The organism is Pseudanabaena yagii GIHE-NHR1, assembly GCF_012863495.1.
Lineage (GTDB): Bacteria > Cyanobacteriota > Cyanobacteriia > Pseudanabaenales > Pseudanabaenaceae > Pseudanabaena > Pseudanabaena yagii.
On the sequence record NZ_JAAVJL010000004.1, the window covers coordinates 273226 to 292603 of the forward strand.

Here is a 19378-nt window from a genome sequence, read left to right on the forward strand (position 1 = left end):
ATTGAAGATTATGCGCCGCATTGATGCCATAGCAATTATGGTTGCTTTTTTTGGATTTGGTGGAGTTGCCTTTTGGGCGTTTCGCGCCTACGGCTTCGATGCAACCAATGCAGGCGTTTGGAGTCAGGTTGTCCTTGTCGGTGTGTTGCTAGCTTGGATTTCTACCTATGTCTTTCGAGCCGTCACACAAACCATGACCTACAATCAGCAACTTGATGATTACAAAAAGGCAGTTTTGGCAAAGCAACTTGAGGAAATGTCTCCCGAAGATCGCGAAAAGTTGCTTGCTGAGGTAGAGGCAGAAAAGAAACTAACTCAAAATGCCGTCAAAGATGAATGAATCAGCGATCGCCCTATTATTCTCTGTTTCATCCTAAGCCGCTTGCGAGGCGGGTTAGTTCCTTTGGCTTTCCGAGAGACTTGGGCGATCGCTTTCAAATTATTCAACGATGGTTATGCTTTGCTAATGATGGCGAACCGTCGAATCTAATTGCAGAAGCGCAGTTTTTACACGATATTTTTGTTGATATTTTGGGGTATAAATCCCCCTTTGAGACGGCGGGTGGGGCTTGGGAACTAGAGCTACATCCCAAACCTGCCGTAGGTTTTTTTACAGAAACTTCAGTTAATGTCATTGCCGAAATTATTGTCAATGCTGCCGAAGAAGGGGCGATCGTCAAGCCTGAGCCGCAGCATGAGACGACTGAATGGATGATCGTACTGGACTATCGTGAGATTTGCCTTTACCATCGCGATGTTTCAGGACTGTTTTGCCAAAGATTTGCGTGGGAATCGCTGGCGGATTTAGAACAACTTAAGGCTTTTTATTTTTTACTATCGCGGCGGACACTTTTGCGGGGCATTGCTAACAGTGAGGAGCGATCGCGTACCACTCAGCTATTAGAAGAATCGCACCAACTGGAAGCTGAAGTTCTTAAAAATTTTCACAGTCACTATTACAAAATTCGTAGTCAGTTAATCAAAGATTTTCGCTATCGGTTGCTTTTGCTAGCTCAAGCTCCCAATACAGGCAATTTGGACTCACATCTGCAAATTAATCCTGAAGATGTCATTGCGATCGCGATTTATCAAGCCCAGAAATTGTTGAATCGCATCTTATTTGTCGCTTGTTGTGAAGATCGCGGGTTACTACCTGAACATCTGATAAAAGATGCTTACGAGTTTATCAATCCCTATATAGAGCAACATATTTGGGAAAATTACAAGGCGATTTTTCGTTGGGTACAAAAGGGGAATCCCAATTACCACAGTCCGATTAATGCTTATCCATCGGGTTTATTTGAAAGCGATCGCATTTTAGATGGTGCGCTGTTTGTGGGGGATGAGCTATGTCGGCAGATTAAAGAGATTGCGCGGTTTGACTTTGGGGAAGATATTACGCGCCATATTTTGACCGCACTTTTTGATGATTCCATTAAAGAATTGTCGCAATATCGCAAAGATCTGGGTAATCTCAGCAAAAGACGTACTCCCAAGTTACCTTGCAAAGCGATTCTCCACAGTGAGTCCGTTATTCGCACTTTACAGCAGCATTTGTCTCTAGGAAATAAAGATGACGATCGCGATCGCCAGTTTGCTCAAGACACCTTGGCATATTGCAAGGCATATCAAGAGCGCTTACTCAATATCAAAATTGTGCATCCCAAATGTGGTGCAGGCGTATTTCTGACTACGGCACTGGAGTTTTTAATTTCTGAACATGAGCGTATCCATCATCTCTTAACCAAATTCTCTCCCCATCCTGAAGCGCTAGTTCACAAAACGCCAACGGAGATAATCACGCATATTTTGCAGCATAATCTCTTTGGCTGTGATGTGGTCGAGGAATCTATCGAAATTACCCGTCTATCCCTATGTCTGCGATCGCTCGAAATCAATCCCGCCATTCCCAATTTTGAGCAGAATATTCAATTAGGTGAGTTGGCAAATTGTGATTTTGGTGAAGAGTTTCAGCAAGCAAGCGATCGCGATGAGATCGTAATTCTAAAATAAGGCAATGGCGGCGCTTCGCGCCGCCATTGCCTTTTAAGGTAGAATATTCACTCTTACCGTGATTGTGGAATAGTTGAAGGGCTTATGCTGGCGAAACGGATTTTGCCTTGTCTTGATGTAAAAGCAGGTCGAGTCGTCAAAGGGGTGAACTTTGTCGATCTCAAGGATGCTGGCGATCCCGTAGAACTAGCACAGGCTTATAACCAAGCAGGAGCGGATGAACTGGTATTTCTTGACATCACGGCTACCCATGAAGATCGCGGCACGATTTTAGATGTGGTCTATCGCACTGCCGAACAAGTTTTTATCCCCCTCACTGTTGGTGGTGGTGTCCGCAATCTCGACAATATTCGCGAACTGTTACGGGCAGGAGCCGATAAGGTCAGCATGAATTCCGCCGCCGTTCATGATCCTGACCTCATTAATCGCAGTAGCGATCGCTTTGGTAATCAGTGCATTGTTGTAGCGATCGATGCCCGACGCAGAAACGATCCCCAGAATTTAGGTTGGGATGTATATGTACGGGGTGGGCGCGAAAATACAGGTATTGATGCGCTCTGGTGGGCACAGGAAGTCGTTAAACGAGGGGCAGGGGAAATCTTGCTGACCAGTATGGATGCTGATGGAACCAAAGCTGGTTACGATCTCGAACTTACTCGTCAAGTTGCGGATTTAGTAGAAGTGCCTGTAATTGCTTCAGGTGGGGCAGGTAATTGTGAGCATATTCTGCAAGCAGTAACAGAAGGTAGAGCCGAAGCAGCATTGCTAGCCTCATTACTGCACTATGGCGAATTAACGATCACTGAAATTAAAGAATATCTCAGCGCTTATCAAGTGCCAGTGCGATCGCTTTAGAAAAAATTCTGCTACGCAGAATTTTTTAGGGGGTAACTTTACTGGCGATCGGCATTCTCCAACCAGAGCCAAAGGCGCGATCGGTAATTTTTAAACCGGGGGCAGCTTGGCGGCGTTTGAATTCGGCAATTTTGACCAGACGCACTACGCGATCGACTGTTGCTTGCTCATGTCCTGAGGCAATGATTTCGGCTGCCGATAAATGCTGGTTAATTAATTTATGCAAAATATCATCGAGAATATCGTAGGGCGGTAGGGAATCTTGATCGACTTGATCGGGCTTTAGCTCTGCACTAGGGGGCTTTGTGATGATATTGACAGGAATTACTTCGGCAACACCATGCTTAATCGCTAGCGGTGAATCAGAACGATTGAGCCATTCGCAAATCGAAAATACTCGCGTTTTCGGGACATCAGCGATCGCCGCCAGACCACCATTCATATCCCCATAGAGAGTGCAGTAGCCCACGGACACCTCAGATTTATTCCCCGTAGAAATTAGCAAATGCCCGAATTTATTGGAGATCGCCATGAGCAAGCTCCCCCGAATCCGCGATTGTAAATTCTCTTCAGTGACATCACTAGCACGTCCTGCAAATAGATGCGCCAAACTATGATCAAAAGCCGACATCATAGGCTGAATGGGAATCGTTTCTGTCGTAATTCCTAAATTTTGGGCAAGGGCGATCGCATCGCTAATCGAATGCTCGGAACTATAAAGAGAAGGCATCAGCACACCCAAGACATTCTCTTTGCCGATCGCTTCTGTTGCGATCGCCGCAACTAGCGCTGAGTCAATACCGCCACTTAAACCAATGACGACCTTCCGAAAGCGACATTTCTGCACATAGTCCCGCACACCAAGAACCAAAGCCGCAAAAATTTCCGCATCGTCACTTTCATAGCTTGATAAATTTGGACTCTGACCAACTTGCTCAAAATCAATTACAAGCAAATCTTCATCAAAACCTTTGCCCCGCGCCACAATTTCGCCATCGCGATTAAACGCCATACTGCGCCCATCAAAAATCAGATCGTCATTTGCGCCGACTTGATTGGCATAGAGCAAGGGCAAGTTATGCACGATCGCACTATGGCTGAGCATGGCTTCACGTAATTTCTGCTTACCGACCGCATAGGGAGAAGCGGATAAATTAACCAGCAAATCTACTTCTTTTTGCGCTAGTTCTGCAACGGGATCATCCGCATAGTTCCGTTTTCCCCAAAACTTTTCATCATTCCAAATATCCTCGCAAATGGTCACGCCCACTCGCAATGAAGCTTGGTCTGACAGCTTTAATGTAAAAACTTGACTCCCCTCACCCACCTCAAAATAACGATCTTCATCAAATACGTCATAGGTCGGCAACAATCGCTTATGGAAAATTTGCTGCACTTTGCCATCTTGTAACAAAGCGGCACTATTAAACAGAGGCTTGCCCCCCATCTGACTTGCCTGCGGATTTATGGAAACTGTCCCCACTAGTACTGCCACATTATGGGGAAGTTTCTGGGCTAAATCGGCGATCGCTAAGTCCATATCGCGCACAAACTGACGACTCATCAATAAATCGCGAGGCGGATAGCCACAGACTGAAAGTTCAGGTGTCAGGACTAACTGCACACCTTGCGCCGCTAATTTTTGGACAGCAGACAACAGGCGATCGCAGTTACCTACCAAATCACCAATGATCGGATTAAGCTGTGCGATCCCAAACTTTAAGGTCATATCGGTATATCTCGTTGGAAAGTAGCTTTTGGCTGTTAGCGATTAGCTTTTAGCTTTTGGATTGCTATATCTTAAAAAAGGTATTGTGAGATGCTTGTCTTGCAATATCCTCACAATACCTTTTTACCTTTTTAGTCATTCATAGCAACAGCTACTCTCCATAGCCAAAAGCTAACAGCTAACAGCTAATCGCTAACAGCTAAATTAACGCAAGAAACAAGCATGGAGCCACATGACTAACAAAATAATTGCCATTTGGATTGGACTAGGGAAAAATCCATCGCTTACCAAACGGGACAATACCAAAACTTGGTTAGTCAAAGCCGCAAGCACTACCCCCACAGTGATCCCCGACAAGGAAATCAACAGAGCGCGTCCAAAACGATTTTCTTTGCGGGTGAGTAAATAGACACTAACAATCAAGCCAAATGATAGCCAAGTGGTGGTGGCGGTTGGTACAAAAAAGCTGATTGCCCCAAGTCCAGTAAAAATCCCCAGAGAAATATAAATGTCTTTTTGACTAGGACTGTCTAGTAATCTTGATAACCAAGAGGGAGCGCGACGTTGGGGATTATTTTGTAAAGCCGCAGGAATCGCTGTCGATAGGCGTTCAGGATAGCGAATCCGATCAGGAACAGCTATCTTGCCTTCTTTACGGGCGCGTAAACGATCCATAAGGATGGCATCGTAGGCAACCTCGATCACTTCTTGTTGAGACTCATCCCCCTCATATTCGCGCAATAGGCGATCACGTGCATCACGCACTTCTTCAAAGGAGGCTTCGTCATGGACTCCTAGTTTTTCGTAGGGAGTTGGTTCGCTCATTTTTCCAACTGTAATTTCTAACTTTAAGTGTTTGTAGAATTCACTATGGAATTCACGCAAAAGACAGCCTAGCAACTAATCAGAAAATAGTATGCAGCCTATATCTAACCATAGTATAACGCTTGATTTAAAATCCTTATGTGAATTTTTAGATATATAGCGATCGCTAGTCTAATGATGCAAATTTCCCCTCTTCGGCGAGAAATTTGTCCTATCTGCTTGAAAATCGCTAACTAGCAATCGCTATATTTCTATAAAAGGCATGTTCAAAATCTGTAGTTACTACACTTCGCGCAGTAACTATAGTAGAAATAGAGATCGCTATATTTCTATAAAAGTTATGCCCCAATCATGTATCTACTGCGCTTCGCGCAGTAGATACATAAACTAGCGATCGCTATATTTTTGTAAAAGCCATGCTCCAACTTCAGATTGAGATTTTTCGCGGCTGAGTCTTAGGGCAAATTCGAGATCAGCGATCGCTAAACCACCTAACAACTTCGACTCTGTAATCTGACGACTGCCTCCATCGATCATTTCAAAGGCAATGATTTTTACTTCTTGGACATCAACAACCCAATATTCACTAGCCCCCAATTGCTCATAAAGTAATCGTTTCTTGCCTAAGTCGTCGCCTAGTGTAGAACTAGATATTTCAATCACCAAATTAGGAACGGCAAATTCATCAAGATTTACTACAGAGTTGCTGCGTGGAGCTAAACTTGCAGATTCACCGATGTAGTAAGAGATATCGGGCTGACACCCTTGAACTCCTGTTTTTGTATAGCTGCAATTGATCAAACCTCTTGCAGGAATAGCTGCCAATGTGCAGTACAAGCTAATTGCAAAAAGAGTCATGCCATGATCGAGTGCGTGTGCAGAGTTAACTAACTCTGTTTCAATCCTCATTTGCCTAAATTGATTTTTGTCGTAATAACATCGCGAGTCTGCATATAGAGGATTTTCGAGAATCTGCACAAACTCTTCCCATGTTGCGCTAATCCATTGATCGGTAATGAGTGGCTGGGATATTGGCTCTTGATTTTTGAGACGAGGAGTAGCGATCGCTGTCATCTTGATAATCTCCCAAAGACAAAACTTTGATAAAACCCAAAAAGCTGTGGCGCACGCTGCGCGTGCGCCACAGCTTTTTGGGTTTTATATTTGCGCCTAGCTAGTCATATGCTATCAAACCAAAGCAGTGAAAAGAGCCACCTTGCAAGAGTTTTCATTTCTTTGAGTTGATGAAATCTGTAAGCATGTGACCCTAATAACGCATTTGCGATTGAGATCGCCATACAATTCTGTAGACTGACATCAGGTATTAATTATTTAAAAAATTACTTCTGCACAATTTGTTTCTAAAAAAATCTTTTATTTTTATATGGATCTGTCCACATGGATTTAGACCTAATTGTTTCTAATGTTCTCAATCCGCCGATCTTGTTCTTTTTCTTAGGCATGATGGCAGTATTGATTAAGTCGGATTTAGAAATTCCGCCGCCAATTCCGAAATTATTCTCACTATATTTACTTCTAGCGATCGGCTTTAAGGGTGGTGTCGAGCTTGTCAAAAGTGGGATTAGCCAAGAAGTAGTACTGACAATGGTTGCAGCAATCCTCATGGCTTGCCTTGTCCCCGTCTATTCATTTTTCATTCTCAGGATCAAGCTTGATGCATATAACGCTGCCGCGATCGCCGCAACCTATGGCTCGATTAGTGCTGTTACCTTCATCACCGCTAGCTCATTTTTGGGACAGTTAAATATTCCCTTTGATGGCTATATGGTCGCCGCTTTGGCACTGATGGAGTCCCCCGCAATTATTGTCGGATTGATCCTCGTCAGTCTATTCACCGCCGCAGAGAAAGCCGAAAAAGGGGAAGAACGAGAATTTGCATGGGGGGAAGTCCTCCGTGAAGCTTTTCTGAATAGCTCCGTATTTTTGCTAGTTGGTAGTTTAATTATTGGCTGCCTCACGGGGGAGAGAGGTTGGCATGTCCTGTCACCCTTTACCCAAGATATGTTTTATGGCGTGTTGACTTTCTTCTTGATGGATATGGGATTAGTCGCCGCAAAACGTATTAAAGATTTACAAAAAACAGGCGTATTTTTAATTGCCTTTGCGATTTTGATGCCAATCTTAAATTCGGGTGTGGGGATTGCGATCGCTAGATTAATTTCGATGTCGCAGGGAGATGCCCTTCTATTTGCAGTGCTATGTGCTAGTGCATCTTATATCGCTGTACCTGCTGCGATGCGTCTGACCGTGCCAGAAGCAAATCCTAGCCTCTATGTCTCGACTGCCCTAGCCGTCACATTCCCCTTCAACATTATTGTCGGAATTCCTTTATATTTATATGTAATCAATTTATTTTGGGTCTAGACTCAAAATAATCTTCTAAATACCTATTGATATAGCGTTTTTCAAGCAAGCGAGGTACAGAGAGTTGTGTCCTCTCTAAAGGCGAGGACACAAACCCTTACTTCCCTAAAACTAGGAAACGCTATATTTGCCAGTAAGGTGATTTTTTGAAAAGCTTGTAAAGCAAGTCTTTGAAGAAATCACTAGGGTTTCTATTAGTACAAAGCAATGTAAACAGTCTTGCCATGCAAGGCTGTTTTTTTAACCAAATGTTAACTAGTCCGAACTTACGTTAAATAAAATGCAAAATTATCCACCTTACGAATAAAAGCACCCATAATTTAGGTGGATCTCCATATTTAGAATCGATAGCGCCAAGCGTTAGCCATTCTAGAATTTATTATTTTTAGTCGAGATAAAACTATGCACGCGGTGAAACGGATCGAAATTGTATCTGATTCTGTCGAATCCCATAAAATTATCAAGGTTTTAGAAACCGTTGGGGTTTTGAACTATACAGTTATCCGCAATGTGATCGGTAAAGGGGTCAGTGGCACTAATTCGGGCGATTTAGATATGAGCATGTTGGAAAACGACTATGTGATTGCCTTCTTTTTGGCTGATAAGACTAAGCCTCTGGTCGAACAACTAAGACCAATCATCAATAAATTTGGTGGTGCTTGTTATATTTCCGATGCTATGGAAATTAAATCGATTCAATGTGTTGCCTCCCTTTAAAAACAAAAGGCTTCACTAAGCGAAGCCTTTTGTTTAAAGAGTTGAAGGCGCTATAGTAAGAAGCAAATGTAATTTGAGTAGCTATGACTCCATTACCGAAATATCGACCGAAACAGTTATCGCTTGGTCCCTTAGAGTCGGAACTCCTCAATATTATTTGGGATAGCACAAGGATTAGTGCGACGGATATCCACGATCGCATTCTTGCCGATCCCGATCGCGAGTTAGCCTATGGCTCAGTGATGACCGTATTGCGCCGCCTCGAGCAAAAGGGTTGGATCGCTTGTGACAAAGAGGGACGCACTTTCTATTGGCAGACCCTAATTTCTCGCGAGGAGGCACAAGCCTTAACTGCTTATCACCAACTCAATCGTTTCTTAGAAGTGGGTGATGCGGACATTGTGGCAGCCTTTGCTAATGATCTTGATCGCGCCAGTATGGACAAGCTCGAAGAGATCGCGACACGCCTCAAAACTATTCGCCAATCTAGAGAACAGTCACAGGAAGGTTAGCCATGCTATTTTTCTCGATGCATTCTGTGATGCTTTTAGGTTCTCTCGGCTTAGCGTGGGGTTTGCGTTACGGTTGGCAGAGTAGCCATAATTCATCATTAACTTGGCAAATGCGTTGGCATAGAGCCTTATTTTGCTTTGTACTGCCACCGATGCTAGTCGTCACGACTGCGATCGCCGTGCTATGTATGGGAGCCGAAGGTCAAATGGTCGGTTTGCAAGCTGGCTATGTCAGCTATGCGATCGCCCTAATATTTTTGATTTATAGCATTTTCCGCAGTGGACAACTTGCCTTGATTGGCTGGCAATCTTTACAAAAATTGCAAAAGTTAGTTATCAATAGCGAAGCAGCAAATAGCTCAGATTCCATGCAGTTACTGAATATCCAAATGTTGTTTGCCGCGCAAATTGGTTTCTGGCGATCAAAGCTTTTTGTGAGCCAAGGTTTGCTCGATACCCTTGATGCCGAACATCTCGAAGCAGTTTTACTTCATGAACGCGCCCATGCCCATTACCACGATACATTCTGGTTCTTCTGGCTAGGCTGTCTCCGTCAAATCATGCCTTGGTTGCCCAATACCCAAGAGCTTTGGGAAGAGTTGCTACTATTACGTGAACTACGTGCCGATCGCTGGGCAGCTCAATATTTAGATGGGTTATTACTTGCCGAATCACTATTAGAAATGGTCAGCCATAATATGCTGCCATCAGAAACCTTTGCCGCCGCTTTTGGTTCAACAAATACAAGCGATCGCCTAGAAGAACGGATTAACTTTTTATTAGCTGAGCCTGAGCCGCTGACTAAATTTTCTTGGCGATCGCTCTTTTGGCTAGGATTTTCGCTCTTACCGCTTGCAGTACTCCCGTTACATTCTTAAACATAAAAAAATAGAGGCGGTGCGATGCACTGTCTTTATTTTTTGGGTTTAGAGTTAAAGTATGTAATAGATTATCCGAGCAAAATGACAATTTAGCTATGCTCAAGGCTATTACAGCGCGTTGCGCTGAATTAAACACCAGAGAAATTTTTGAAAGAGTTGCTTCACCACTCTCTCAAAAATTTCTCTGTACTACTTCAAGCTTCAATAGGCTGTAACTATGAATCAACTGCCAAAGGAGCAAAAACTCCAGTTTATCCGCATTGATCGAGGCATTAGTCAGTTTAACCATGACTATTACGCGGCTTTGGGCTTACCGATTATCACTAGTCCCATTTATATTCGTCATGTTTATCTGAGTATTGTCCGCATATTGCATCCTGATGTTTACGGCTTTTCGCCAGAAGAAAAGGCAGTCGCTACTCAGTATCTTGCAAAATTGGTCAATCCTGCCTATGACACCTTAATGCAAGAGCAAGAACGCCAAGCCTATCAAGGGATCTTTAAATTATTGGCGAAGCGACTCATGCAAAAATCGCGCAATGTTCCAATTTATTCGGCAATTGCCTGTGAATTACTCTTCGCTCCCAATGATGGTCTATACGAGCGTTCTGTTTCTGCGATCGCCAAAAAGCAATATGAGTCCCTCAGTACGATCCTCAAATATACAGCGCAAATCAGTGAACTCAATCTGGTTTATATTCTCTACAAAGAGGGATACATATACGGCGCACCGAACATGCCACCTGTCCTAGCGCCCATGGTGCAGCCTAAAAATGCATATTTTCCTCCAGCCTATCCCAGTCCTGAAACCTACCCAACTCCAACAGCTAAGCCGACTTACGGAAATTCCAACTATGCAAATCCTAACTATGCAAACATAAGAGCTACATATTCAACCTATCAACCAAGTAGCCAAAATGACGATGATGCAACTGTAATTCAGAGCAGAAGTGATGTACGTGATAATGGTGCGATCGCTGCTCGATTGAAAGCATGTGAAGCATATATTAGTCAAAACGATTGGCAAACTGCACTTAAGGAACTTCGCGATATTTCGCAAATCGATAAAGACAATAGTAAATGTCTGGCGATGCTCGGCGTAGTTTACAAAAACATCAATCAGCCTCAAATGGCGAAAATTAGTTTGCAGCGATCGCTTCAGATCAACCCCCAAGAACCATTGGCGCTAAAACATATTAAAGATCTCATTAATCCAAATCCCGATCAAAAAAGCGATCCTAAACCTAAGCCTTCTACTACCCAGAAAAAAGCACTCCCACCACCTCAACAACGTGGCTGGTTATCCAACCTCCTTGGATGGGCTTCACCCAATGATCCTAAGTAAATGATGGGTGGCACTTTGTACCGCCCATCATTTATTCATACCTGATAAAATATTCGATAAGCGATCCCCCCTTTAGGTTATGTCCAAAATCAATTTAGCAACGATTACTTTAATAGTTAGTTCTTTGATTGGGATTAGTGAGTTATTTGTCAATCAATCGAACCTTGCTAATCACGCAAATGCTCAAACTTCAGATTGCTTTATGGTTAATTCTAAAGGGCGGCGTATTGATCTCAGTGGTTTATGTAATGGGAACCAAAATGAAATAGTCAGAATTCCCATCAAGAGACGTATGCGTGGTATTCCCATTGTTGAAGTCACTTTTAATGGTAATCGTATCTATGAAATGATGTTGGATACTGGGGCAAGTAGAACTTTAATTACCGCCGAAATGGCGCAAATGCTGAATGTTGTACCCGACACTTCAGAGGAGTTTGATATTGCTGACGGAAGTAAAGTGAGCTTTCCTATCGGCAAAGTAAAATCAATTTCATTGGGTTCTCTCAAAGTTCAAATGATGCCTGTACCAATCGCCACGAAAGCAAATATGGGATTATTAGGTCATGATTTCTTCGGCAATCTCGATATCAAAATCGGACAGAATATGATTGAGTTATCTCCTCGTAGATTCTTTTAAAATTGCTACAGTTGAGCAAAACTAGGTTATTGGTTTTTGGGTAGATGAGGCGCGGGCGAAGCCCGCGCCTCATCTACCCGATGCGTAATTCTTATAAGGGACTAAAGTACCTGTGGCTTCGACTTCGCTTAGCCAACGTTAGCTGAGCGAAGTCGAAGCTAGATCACTCTCTATAAAGGATAGATTTTAATTGGCAGAAGTCTCATGAGGGCTTGTCCTAAACGATAGGCTTGAGTGTCATACATGGGAAGCTCGATCGCCGCAGGTAGTTTTTGCATAAAGCGACGGGCAAGATCAAGATCACAACCTGAAATATTTTTGAGTTGATTCCCTGCATCAAGTAACACACTGGCGTTAAGAGGTGGTTTGGCTCGTAACTGCCAAAGTTTCGGAGTATGGAGGTTACCTAATTCAATGCGGCGTAGTCCTGAAATAGAAGCTAATACCGTTAAGCGATCGCCTGCCTGCATCACATCATCATCTGACGGCATAAAGAACTCACTAATTCCATTAACTTTTGGCTCACTGGTTTTTAAGTAAATAGGCACAACCGTATAGCCATAGGCAATTTGCGATAAATTTTTGCCCACTAAAGTGTCATTCTCTGAAATTAGATATTCAGCAACTAAAACTGTGCGTTGATTCAGCCGAAATAGACTTAACATATTTTCGCCAAAGGCTGCTCCTGCAAATGCTTCTGCGGAGAGCGCATAGGCACAAAAAGATTGAGATTTTGGCAATAGCTCGGCTAAGTTTTCGCTAAAGTAGCGATCGTAAGTACGAATAGCTAAATTGATTTCACGGCTTACCTTTTTAGCAGCGTCACGAGCTAATAGAGCCGCTTCGAGGTTGAGCATTTGATCGTCAGTGACTGTGAGAATACTCTTAGCTTGTGCGAGGTTAGTTTTAGATAATTCTTCAATGATATTGCCAGTGAACCAAGGAACCTTGTCGGCAAGGTCGCAATCATAAGTATGTTCACTGACGATTACAAGAGGAATTTGCAGTTTAAATAGCAGGTCAGCAATACGTTGTCCGAGTCTGCCAAACCCGATGAGGACTATGTGATCATGAGTTGGCAAAGGTAGCGATCGCTTAAAAAATTCAAATTTAGAACTGAGAATACTATCGGCAATTAGTCCAATTACTCCCAAAACGAATAGTAAGCTGACGAGCGTAATGGCGATACAAAACAGCATTAACCATAGAGGAACTTGGTCTTCACCAACCAGCCCCCCAAACACATCACCATAGCCGCCTAAAAGTAAGATCACGCTGGTGGAGATAGCTTTTTGCAAAGAGATATTAGGTACGTTGAAATACAAGATTGTGGAACTCAGCCCTAATAGAATGATTGCGGTAATGATTCCCCATAGCACTAAACTTCGAGATCGCTTTGCTTGAATCCAAGTAAAAAGCTGTTTCCATTTGGATTTGCAGATAGATATCAAAAAAGAAGGATGGATCAATCTTTGAACTAATTGATAAATTCTTTGGATGGTAGAAAAGTGATTACTTTCTAACTCAGAATGAGACTTTCCTTTATCAAGAAAATTAGAAGCAAAGTTATGCTCAACATATTCAATAATTGTCACCTTATCGCCAACTTGCACAAGCTGATCGGGTTGCCATTGAAAAAATAAGCGATCAGGATTAAGTTCAGCAATACTCAAAAGTCGCGATTGTTTTTTATGCAATAGATAGGCGGGAGTTCTCACAAGACGATAGTCATCGGGATTAACGATGGATTCCACTACACGCAATTTGCGATCGCCGATTTGAAACAATCCTAATGTTCCCTTGCCTAAACCTGCTACAGCAAACGAGGCGGCAGGTAAATCAACGGGATCGAGGGCAACAAAATTTCCTAATTGCTCTTTTAAGAGCTGATTGAGATTTTGGCGGGATGAGCGTACTACGATATGGATATTGGGATTAAGGCGACGAGCAGCGATCGCTGCTTCAATATTGACATTCTCATTACTAGTGACTAGTAAAATTGCGCGACAATTATGGATGCCAGCCTTGATTAAAATTTCGGAACGACGGCAATCCCCTAAAATTAGTGGTTCATCAAGCAGTTCTGAGAAATGATCAAGTTCCATTATTTCTGGTTGTACTTTATTGATCGCACAAATTTTGACTTCATATTCACCATAGGCAAATTTCTTGAGATTAAATACTGAATATTGTCCTAAGCTACCCAAACCACATACGATAAAGCGATCGCATATATTCGTCCCAGTCAGTGCTTCTACTGCATCTAAGTTTCTATTAGAATCTAAAGCTTCTTTTTGAGCTACAGTTTCTTTCTCTTCTTCTTTCTCTGTATGAGCAATATTTTCAAGTTTATGATAGTTTAACTTAAATTTTTCTGACCATATCGGCAATGGCTGACCGAATAAAAAAGCATAAACTTTAGCTATCTCTAAATAATCATCAAGATCGTCAAAACATTTGGAGATTTCAGCTAATAAAGTGGTGCGATCGCCAAAGTAGGTAGACTCTAGCAAAATATGTATTTCTTGACGCTTTTGTCTAACGGTGACATTTACTTTAATCCCCAAATCAAGCAGGTGATTTTTGATGAGAGTAGCAAGCGATCGCATTATTTATGTTTAAAAATTTGGATGAATTGTCAAAGGCTGATCATAGACTATAAATATTAATAGAAGGTTATAAGGATATAGAACTCCAAAGAAGTAATGAAGTACCTTGCTCTGCAAGGTACTTCATTACTTCTTTGGGATCTTCTTGCTATATGATCGATCTTATAGTCTCGCGATAAAATCTATGGTGGTCTTCTCACCATTCACTATTCAGCATGAAGTATCAAGCCCGTATATCAGCATGAAGTATCAAGCCCGTATATTTGTTACCTTACGTCCATCGGTTCTCGATCCCGCAGGCACTGCTGTACAGTCTGCTCTCAAACAAATGGATTATCACGTTGACTCAGTTCGCATCGGTAAGTATGTGGAAATAGTCCTAGATGCCGATAATGAAGCTGAAGCATCCCAGAAGCTAGATGAAGCTGCGGACAAGCTGTTGGCAAATCCTGTCATCGAAAATTACCGTGTTGAATTAACCCCGATCGCTTAGGAATTGACAATATGAAATTTGGTATTCTCGTATTCCCCGGTTCCAACTGCGATCGCGATGTTGCCACGGTTACTAGCGGAATTCTGCAACAGCCCACGAGATTAATTTGGCATAGTGACACCGATATTAGCGATTGTGATGTAATTGTTGTACCTGGGGGATTTAGCTACGGTGATTACTTACGCTGTGGAGCGATCGCTCGATTTGCACCTGTAATGAAATCTTTGCAAGAACATGCCGCTAAAGGTAAGTATGTATTAGGCATTTGTAATGGATTCCAGATCTTGACAGAATCAGGCTTATTGCAAGGTGCATTAGTCAGAAATCGCGATTTGCACTTTATTTGCGATCGCGCACCTTTGCGAGTTGAGCGTAATGATTTAGCTTTCACCAAGAAATATCAAAAGCAGCAGGTAATCTCTTTACCAATCGCCCATGGGGAAGGTTGCTATTTCGCGGATGCGGATACGCTCAAGGAACTGGAAGATAATAATCAAGTTGTATTCCGTTATAGCGATGCGATCGGCAATATCACTGATGACGCTAATCCTAACGGCTCAGTATCTAACATTGCAGGGATTTGCAACAAGCAAGGTAACGTTTTGGGGATGATGCCCCATCCTGAACGTGCTGCTGAAGGGATTTTGGGCAGTACTGATGGCAAGGCTTTATTTGAAGGACTTCTTGAAGGGTTGTTAGTCAATGCCTAGCCTCTATTTAATCCGTCACGGCATTGCTGAAGATCGTGAGAATTACGAGGATGATACCCTCCGTCCTCTCACCGACGAGGGTCGCAAAAAGACTAAGCAAGTTGCGAAGCGTCTCTATGATTTAGGCTTGCGCTTTGACCTATTGCAAACTAGCCCCCTAGTTCGCGCTCAGCAGACAGCCGAGATATTTACAAATGTCTTTAGTAGTCCTGTGCAGCAATCCTCAGAACTTGCCCCCGAAGGAAGTTTTGAAGCATGGCTCCAGTGGGTTACGGAATGGATCAGTCAACATCCTCAACCTGCTAGGGCATCCCTAGGAATAATTGGTCATGAACCTGACCTGACTACATGGGCAGAAACTTTGCTCTGGGGAGAGTCTAAGGGAGCATTGGTATTAAAAAAGGCTGGCATCATTGGTTTAGTGTTACCAGAGTCTCAACCTTGGACTGCCAACGGAATTCTCTTTTTATCGATTCCACCCAAGTTGCTCATATAAGAAAGAAGCAGTGCAATGCACCGCTTCTTTCTTATGGTTAGTTTGAGCGCAAAGCGCTGGTAATTTATGCTGTTACCAACTCAGGACGCTTACTGTTGCGAATACCATCGATCGCTTTAGCATAGTCAGGGGCATTAAATACCGCCGAACCAGCAACGATCGCATTAGCACCAGCTTCTAGAACCTGCCAAGTATTATTTGCCTTCAGACCACCATCAACTTCGATCCAAGGATCAAGTCCGCGATCGTCACACATTTGACGCAACTTCGCAATCTTAGGAATGACGTTAGGAATAAAGCTCTGACCACCAAATCCTGGGTTAACACTCATGATCAAGACCAAATCGCACAAATCGAGAACATATTCAATGAAGCTCAAAGGTGTGGAAGGATTGAGGGATACACCAGCTAATTTACCAAGTTCTTTGATTTGGCAAAGATTACGATGTAAATGAGGGCAAGCGGTATGCTCTGCATGAACAGTGATGATATCTGCACCAGCTTTAGCGAAATCAGGTACATATCTCTCTGGCTCAGCAATCATCAAATGCACATCTAAAATTTTGGTGGTTACAGGACGGATTGCCGACACAACCAATGGACCAATGGTGATATTTGGAACGAAACGACCATCCATCACATCAACGTGAATCCAATCCGCACCCGCCGCATCAACTGCACGAATGTCGTCACCCAAACGGCTAAAGTCAGCAGAAAGGATCGAGGGAGAAATAACTGTGGACTTCTTAGGCATATGATTTACGGGGGGCTTAGCTTTACAAAGATCTAAAAAACAGCAGAAAAGTGTAGTTTTAACTACATCCTTGTATTAATTATTAATTAAATTTAGCAGTTTTGAACGTAAGGATGACAATTAATATTCAATTAGGTTTTGTGTCCTTACTTACAGACCCAAAAACTGTGGCGCACGCTGTGCGTGCGCCACAGTTTTTGGGGTTTATATTTAATTGCACCCATTTACTTAGTTGATTTAGAAGGCTGCCGATTTAAGTGTAAATAAACCAATAATGTAAGTCGTAAAACCAAGCAAAATACAACTTGGTAAAGTCAATAGCCAAGCTAGCAAAAGATTTCTTAAAGTATCGACTTGCACGCCTGAACGGTTGGCAACCATCGAGCCAGCAATACCTGAGGAAAGAATGTGCGTAGTACTCACAGGTAATCCGAAATAATCAGCCGCACTAATTGTCGTCATCGTGATTAGCTCGGCGGATGCTCCTTGGGCATAATTCAGATGCTCTTTACCAATTTTCTCGCCTACAGTAACGACAACTCTCTTCCAACCAATCATTGTTCCTAAACCGAGAGCCAGAGCAATTGTGATTTTGATCCAATAGGGGATAAATTTGGTGAGATGATCCAATTGATTGCGATAGTTAGTGATTATTTCTGGATGATCAAAATTAGCTAAGTATTGTTGTTTTTCTAACTTGGTAATAGTACTGGCGACAAGATAAATATCATCTCTAACTCGGCGACGATCGCTTGCAGCAATATCCAGCAAATTGTTATTAATTGATAACTTCTCAGCAATGATTTGACTCTCAGCAACCAGCGATCGCCAAATATTTTCATTCACATGTCCCTGTGGTTTGAGAAACTGACTAAGTTCATCACGACTGTTTGGGAAAGAGGGATCTTGATTAGTATTGATAATAAATTGCGAAGATAAAACGGGAATCACAGAATTTGATGAGGCGACTAATTGCGCGATCGCTTGAGGACTGGTCTGCAAATTTAAAGAAAAAAAGCTAGGTAAAATCGCTACTAAAATCAGCATCATTAAACCCATCCCCTTCTGCCCATCATTAGACCCGTGGGCAAAACTTACACCCGAACAGGTCAAAATCAACACAGTACGAATCCATATCGAAGGAACATTCTCTTCTGGTGCGGTATAAAGTTCCTCTTGGCGGATTAAATATTTAGCAATTAGAAATAGAATTGCTGCTCCGCAAAATCCTAGCAATGGCGAAATTACAAGCGAAATCACGATTTCCTGCATCTTCAGCCAATTAATCCCATCCCACCAATAGCTATTTGTCGAAGAGAAAGAATTTATTACAGAATTAGCAATCCCAATGCCAGTAATTGAGCCAATTAAAGTATGGGTGCTGGATACAGGCAATCCCAAATACCAAGTTCCTAAATTCCAGATAATTGCCGACAGGAGTAAAGCGATCGCCATGACCAAGCTTTGTGATGTTGAGCTATTCACCACCAGATCTACAGGCAACAGGGCAATAATCGCAAAGGCAACCGTTCCGCTCGAAGTGAGTACTCCCAGCAAATTACAAATTCCCGATAGAACAACTGCATAGGTTGGCTTTAGCGTATTTGTATAAATAACAGTAGCCACAGCATTAGCCGTGTCATGAAACCCATTCACAAACTCAAAGCCAATGACTAAAGCGATCGCTAAACCAAAAAATAGATATTCCATCTGCTTATTCTAAAAGCTGTGCAAAGCACCGCTTTTAATCTTCTTATCTTTGTGATGATTGCCACCAACGCATTATTCTAAAATCTTTGCAAAGCAAAATTTCTAATCTTCTTATCTTTGTGATGATTGCCACCAACGCATTATTCCAAAACCTTTGCAAAGCAAAGGTTTTAATCTTCTTGCCTATCCATAGATCGCCACCAACGGCTAAGCGGGAAATAAATTACTGGCGACCATAAGCTACTTAAAATTGCGGAACTTAGGGCAATTCTTTGCTGCAAAATCCATACATTATCCATTTTTGCGCCCATCATAGTTAGCTGGACTGCGTGCATTGTCTCCACAATTACCGCCATTCCAAACACAATTAAGGCGATCGAAATGAAATCTTCCTGTACATAGCGTTGCTTTTGCAAGAGCGATGTAATCCCACCAGCGATCGCTAGTCCTAGAACATGAGTCGGTGCAACTCGTACATCGGCAAAGGTCATCCCATCCTGCACCATGCCTAGAGCAATCCCAACCATCACCGATAGAAAAACAGGACGATTCACACTCCAAGCTACTAACCAAATGAGTAACCAGTTAGGAGCAATTCCCATCAAAGTCATTCCCGGAAATCGGGTATACATCGCTAAGACACACAATACCAATGAACCAAGGGTTATCGCCCAGTTCAAAAGCTTTTTAGATAAAGACGTATTGCG

At 42.6% G+C, this 19378-nt stretch carries 19 protein-coding genes; 12 read left to right on the top strand and 7 right to left on the bottom strand.

Annotation, left to right across the window (positions count from 1 at the left end):
- Positions 1-10: 10 nt before the first annotated feature.
- From HC246_RS23605 to hisF, 3 genes are all read left to right on the top strand, one after another.
- Complete coding sequence (locus tag HC246_RS23605; RefSeq protein WP_169365857.1) at positions 11-340, top strand: DUF3007 family protein; 330 nt, start codon at positions 11-13, stop codon at positions 338-340.
- Positions 337-2013, top strand: coding sequence for a hypothetical protein (locus HC246_RS23610; protein ID WP_169365858.1), 1677 nt, complete (start codon positions 337-339; stop codon positions 2011-2013). Before HC246_RS23605 ends, HC246_RS23610 begins: the two co-directional genes overlap by 4 nt.
- An 84-nt stretch (positions 2014-2097) precedes the next feature.
- The gene (gene hisF / locus HC246_RS23615; RefSeq protein ID WP_169365859.1) at positions 2098-2868 is read left to right on the top strand and encodes an imidazole glycerol phosphate synthase subunit HisF; all 771 of its coding nucleotides are present in this window, start codon (positions 2098-2100) and stop codon (positions 2866-2868) included.
- 25 nt (positions 2869-2893) lie between these two features.
- On the opposite strand, the gene HC246_RS23620 is transcribed toward hisF, so the two are convergent.
- The 3 genes from HC246_RS23620 to HC246_RS23630 all read right to left on the bottom strand — a co-directional run bounded on the left by HC246_RS23620 (position 2894) and on the right by HC246_RS23630 (position 6496).
- Positions 2894-4597, bottom strand: coding sequence for an NAD+ synthase (locus HC246_RS23620; protein WP_169365860.1), 1704 nt, complete (start codon positions 4595-4597; stop codon positions 2894-2896).
- Between the two features lie 204 nt (positions 4598-4801).
- Positions 4802-5422, bottom strand: coding sequence for a CPP1-like family protein (locus tag HC246_RS23625; RefSeq protein ID WP_126385655.1), 621 nt, complete (start codon positions 5420-5422; stop codon positions 4802-4804).
- Between the two features lie 387 nt (positions 5423-5809).
- Positions 5810-6496, bottom strand: a complete 687-nt coding sequence (locus HC246_RS23630) for a Uma2 family endonuclease (protein ID WP_169365861.1) — start codon at positions 6494-6496, stop codon at positions 5810-5812.
- Between the two features lie 324 nt (positions 6497-6820).
- Between HC246_RS23630 and HC246_RS23635 the strand changes: the two genes are divergently transcribed.
- From HC246_RS23635 to HC246_RS23660, 6 genes are all read left to right on the top strand, one after another.
- Positions 6821-7807, top strand: a complete 987-nt coding sequence (locus tag HC246_RS23635) for a sodium-dependent bicarbonate transport family permease (protein WP_169365862.1) — start codon at positions 6821-6823, stop codon at positions 7805-7807.
- Between the two features lie 402 nt (positions 7808-8209).
- Complete coding sequence (locus HC246_RS23640; RefSeq protein WP_169365863.1) at positions 8210-8524, top strand: P-II family nitrogen regulator; 315 nt, start codon at positions 8210-8212, stop codon at positions 8522-8524.
- Positions 8525-8607: 83 nt separating this feature from the next.
- Positions 8608-9036 carry a BlaI/MecI/CopY family transcriptional regulator gene (locus HC246_RS23645; RefSeq protein ID WP_169365864.1) on the top strand — a complete coding sequence of 143 codons (429 nt, stop codon included), beginning with the start codon at positions 8608-8610 and terminating at the stop codon, positions 9034-9036.
- 2 nt (positions 9037-9038) lie between these two features.
- Positions 9039-9914, top strand: a complete 876-nt coding sequence (locus HC246_RS23650; protein WP_211167935.1) for a M56 family metallopeptidase — start codon at positions 9039-9041, stop codon at positions 9912-9914.
- Between the two features lie 220 nt (positions 9915-10134).
- The gene (locus HC246_RS23655; protein WP_169365865.1) at positions 10135-11262 is read left to right on the top strand and encodes a molecular chaperone DnaJ; all 1128 of its coding nucleotides are present in this window, start codon (positions 10135-10137) and stop codon (positions 11260-11262) included.
- A 79-nt stretch (positions 11263-11341) separates the two neighbouring features.
- The gene (locus HC246_RS23660; protein WP_169365866.1) at positions 11342-11899 is read left to right on the top strand and encodes a retropepsin-like aspartic protease family protein; all 558 of its coding nucleotides are present in this window, start codon (positions 11342-11344) and stop codon (positions 11897-11899) included.
- Positions 11900-12069: 170 nt separating this feature from the next.
- Here the strand turns inward: HC246_RS23660 and HC246_RS23665 are convergent, their stop codons facing one another.
- Positions 12070-14508 carry an NAD-binding protein gene (locus HC246_RS23665; protein WP_169365867.1) on the bottom strand — a complete coding sequence of 813 codons (2439 nt, stop codon included), beginning with the start codon at positions 14506-14508 and terminating at the stop codon, positions 12070-12072.
- A gap of 241 nt (positions 14509-14749) precedes the next feature.
- Here HC246_RS23665 and purS point away from each other — a divergent pair, with 241 nt between their 5' ends.
- Genes purS through sixA form a run of 3 tightly spaced genes read left to right on the top strand, consistent with a single transcriptional unit; the run spans position 14750 to position 16207 of the window.
- Positions 14750-15001, top strand: a complete 252-nt coding sequence (gene purS, locus HC246_RS23670) for a phosphoribosylformylglycinamidine synthase subunit PurS (RefSeq protein WP_126387373.1) — start codon at positions 14750-14752, stop codon at positions 14999-15001.
- Between the two features lie 11 nt (positions 15002-15012).
- Entirely contained in the window at positions 15013-15711 is a 699-nt protein-coding gene (gene purQ / locus HC246_RS23675) for a phosphoribosylformylglycinamidine synthase subunit PurQ (RefSeq protein WP_169365868.1), read from the top strand.
- Entirely contained in the window at positions 15704-16207 is a 504-nt protein-coding gene (gene sixA, locus HC246_RS23680) for a phosphohistidine phosphatase SixA (RefSeq protein WP_169365869.1), read from the top strand. Before purQ ends, sixA begins: the two co-directional genes overlap by 8 nt.
- A gap of 64 nt (positions 16208-16271) precedes the next feature.
- On the opposite strand, the gene rpe is transcribed toward sixA, so the two are convergent.
- From rpe to mreD, 3 genes are all read right to left on the bottom strand, one after another.
- Positions 16272-16961: a ribulose-phosphate 3-epimerase gene (rpe, locus tag HC246_RS23685; protein ID WP_169365870.1), complete on the bottom strand. Its 690-nt coding sequence runs from the start codon at positions 16959-16961 to the stop codon at positions 16272-16274.
- A 237-nt stretch (positions 16962-17198) separates the two neighbouring features.
- Positions 17199-18671 (bottom strand): inorganic phosphate transporter, encoded by a 1473-nt coding sequence (locus HC246_RS23690; RefSeq protein WP_169365871.1) that lies wholly within the window; start codon positions 18669-18671, stop codon positions 17199-17201.
- Between the two features lie 170 nt (positions 18672-18841).
- Positions 18842-19351 carry a rod shape-determining protein MreD gene (mreD, locus tag HC246_RS23695; RefSeq protein WP_318655998.1) on the bottom strand — a complete coding sequence of 170 codons (510 nt, stop codon included), beginning with the start codon at positions 19349-19351 and terminating at the stop codon, positions 18842-18844.
- Positions 19352-19378 lie beyond the last annotated feature (27 nt).

Coding starts and splice junctions, on each gene's coding strand:
- HC246_RS23605 (WP_169365857.1), top strand. CDS start 11: ATGCGCCGCATTGATGCCATAGCAATTATGGTTGCTTTTTTTGGATTT.
- HC246_RS23610 (WP_169365858.1), top strand. CDS start 337: ATGAATCAGCGATCGCCCTATTATTCTCTGTTTCATCCTAAGCCGCTT.
- hisF (WP_169365859.1), top strand. CDS start 2,098: ATGCTGGCGAAACGGATTTTGCCTTGTCTTGATGTAAAAGCAGGTCGA.
- HC246_RS23620 (WP_169365860.1), bottom strand. CDS start 4,597: ATGACCTTAAAGTTTGGGATCGCACAGCTTAATCCGATCATTGGTGAT.
- HC246_RS23625 (WP_126385655.1), bottom strand. CDS start 5,422: ATGAGCGAACCAACTCCCTACGAAAAACTAGGAGTCCATGACGAAGCC.
- HC246_RS23630 (WP_169365861.1), bottom strand. CDS start 6,496: ATGACAGCGATCGCTACTCCTCGTCTCAAAAATCAAGAGCCAATATCC.
- HC246_RS23635 (WP_169365862.1), top strand. CDS start 6,821: ATGGATTTAGACCTAATTGTTTCTAATGTTCTCAATCCGCCGATCTTG.
- HC246_RS23640 (WP_169365863.1), top strand. CDS start 8,210: ATGCACGCGGTGAAACGGATCGAAATTGTATCTGATTCTGTCGAATCC.
- HC246_RS23645 (WP_169365864.1), top strand. CDS start 8,608: ATGACTCCATTACCGAAATATCGACCGAAACAGTTATCGCTTGGTCCC.
- HC246_RS23650 (WP_211167935.1), top strand. CDS start 9,039: ATGCTATTTTTCTCGATGCATTCTGTGATGCTTTTAGGTTCTCTCGGC.
- HC246_RS23655 (WP_169365865.1), top strand. CDS start 10,135: ATGAATCAACTGCCAAAGGAGCAAAAACTCCAGTTTATCCGCATTGAT.
- HC246_RS23660 (WP_169365866.1), top strand. CDS start 11,342: ATGTCCAAAATCAATTTAGCAACGATTACTTTAATAGTTAGTTCTTTG.
- HC246_RS23665 (WP_169365867.1), bottom strand. CDS start 14,508: ATGCGATCGCTTGCTACTCTCATCAAAAATCACCTGCTTGATTTGGGG.
- purS (WP_126387373.1), top strand. CDS start 14,750: ATGAAGTATCAAGCCCGTATATTTGTTACCTTACGTCCATCGGTTCTC.
- purQ (WP_169365868.1), top strand. CDS start 15,013: ATGAAATTTGGTATTCTCGTATTCCCCGGTTCCAACTGCGATCGCGAT.
- sixA (WP_169365869.1), top strand. CDS start 15,704: ATGCCTAGCCTCTATTTAATCCGTCACGGCATTGCTGAAGATCGTGAG.
- rpe (WP_169365870.1), bottom strand. CDS start 16,961: ATGCCTAAGAAGTCCACAGTTATTTCTCCCTCGATCCTTTCTGCTGAC.
- HC246_RS23690 (WP_169365871.1), bottom strand. CDS start 18,671: ATGGAATATCTATTTTTTGGTTTAGCGATCGCTTTAGTCATTGGCTTT.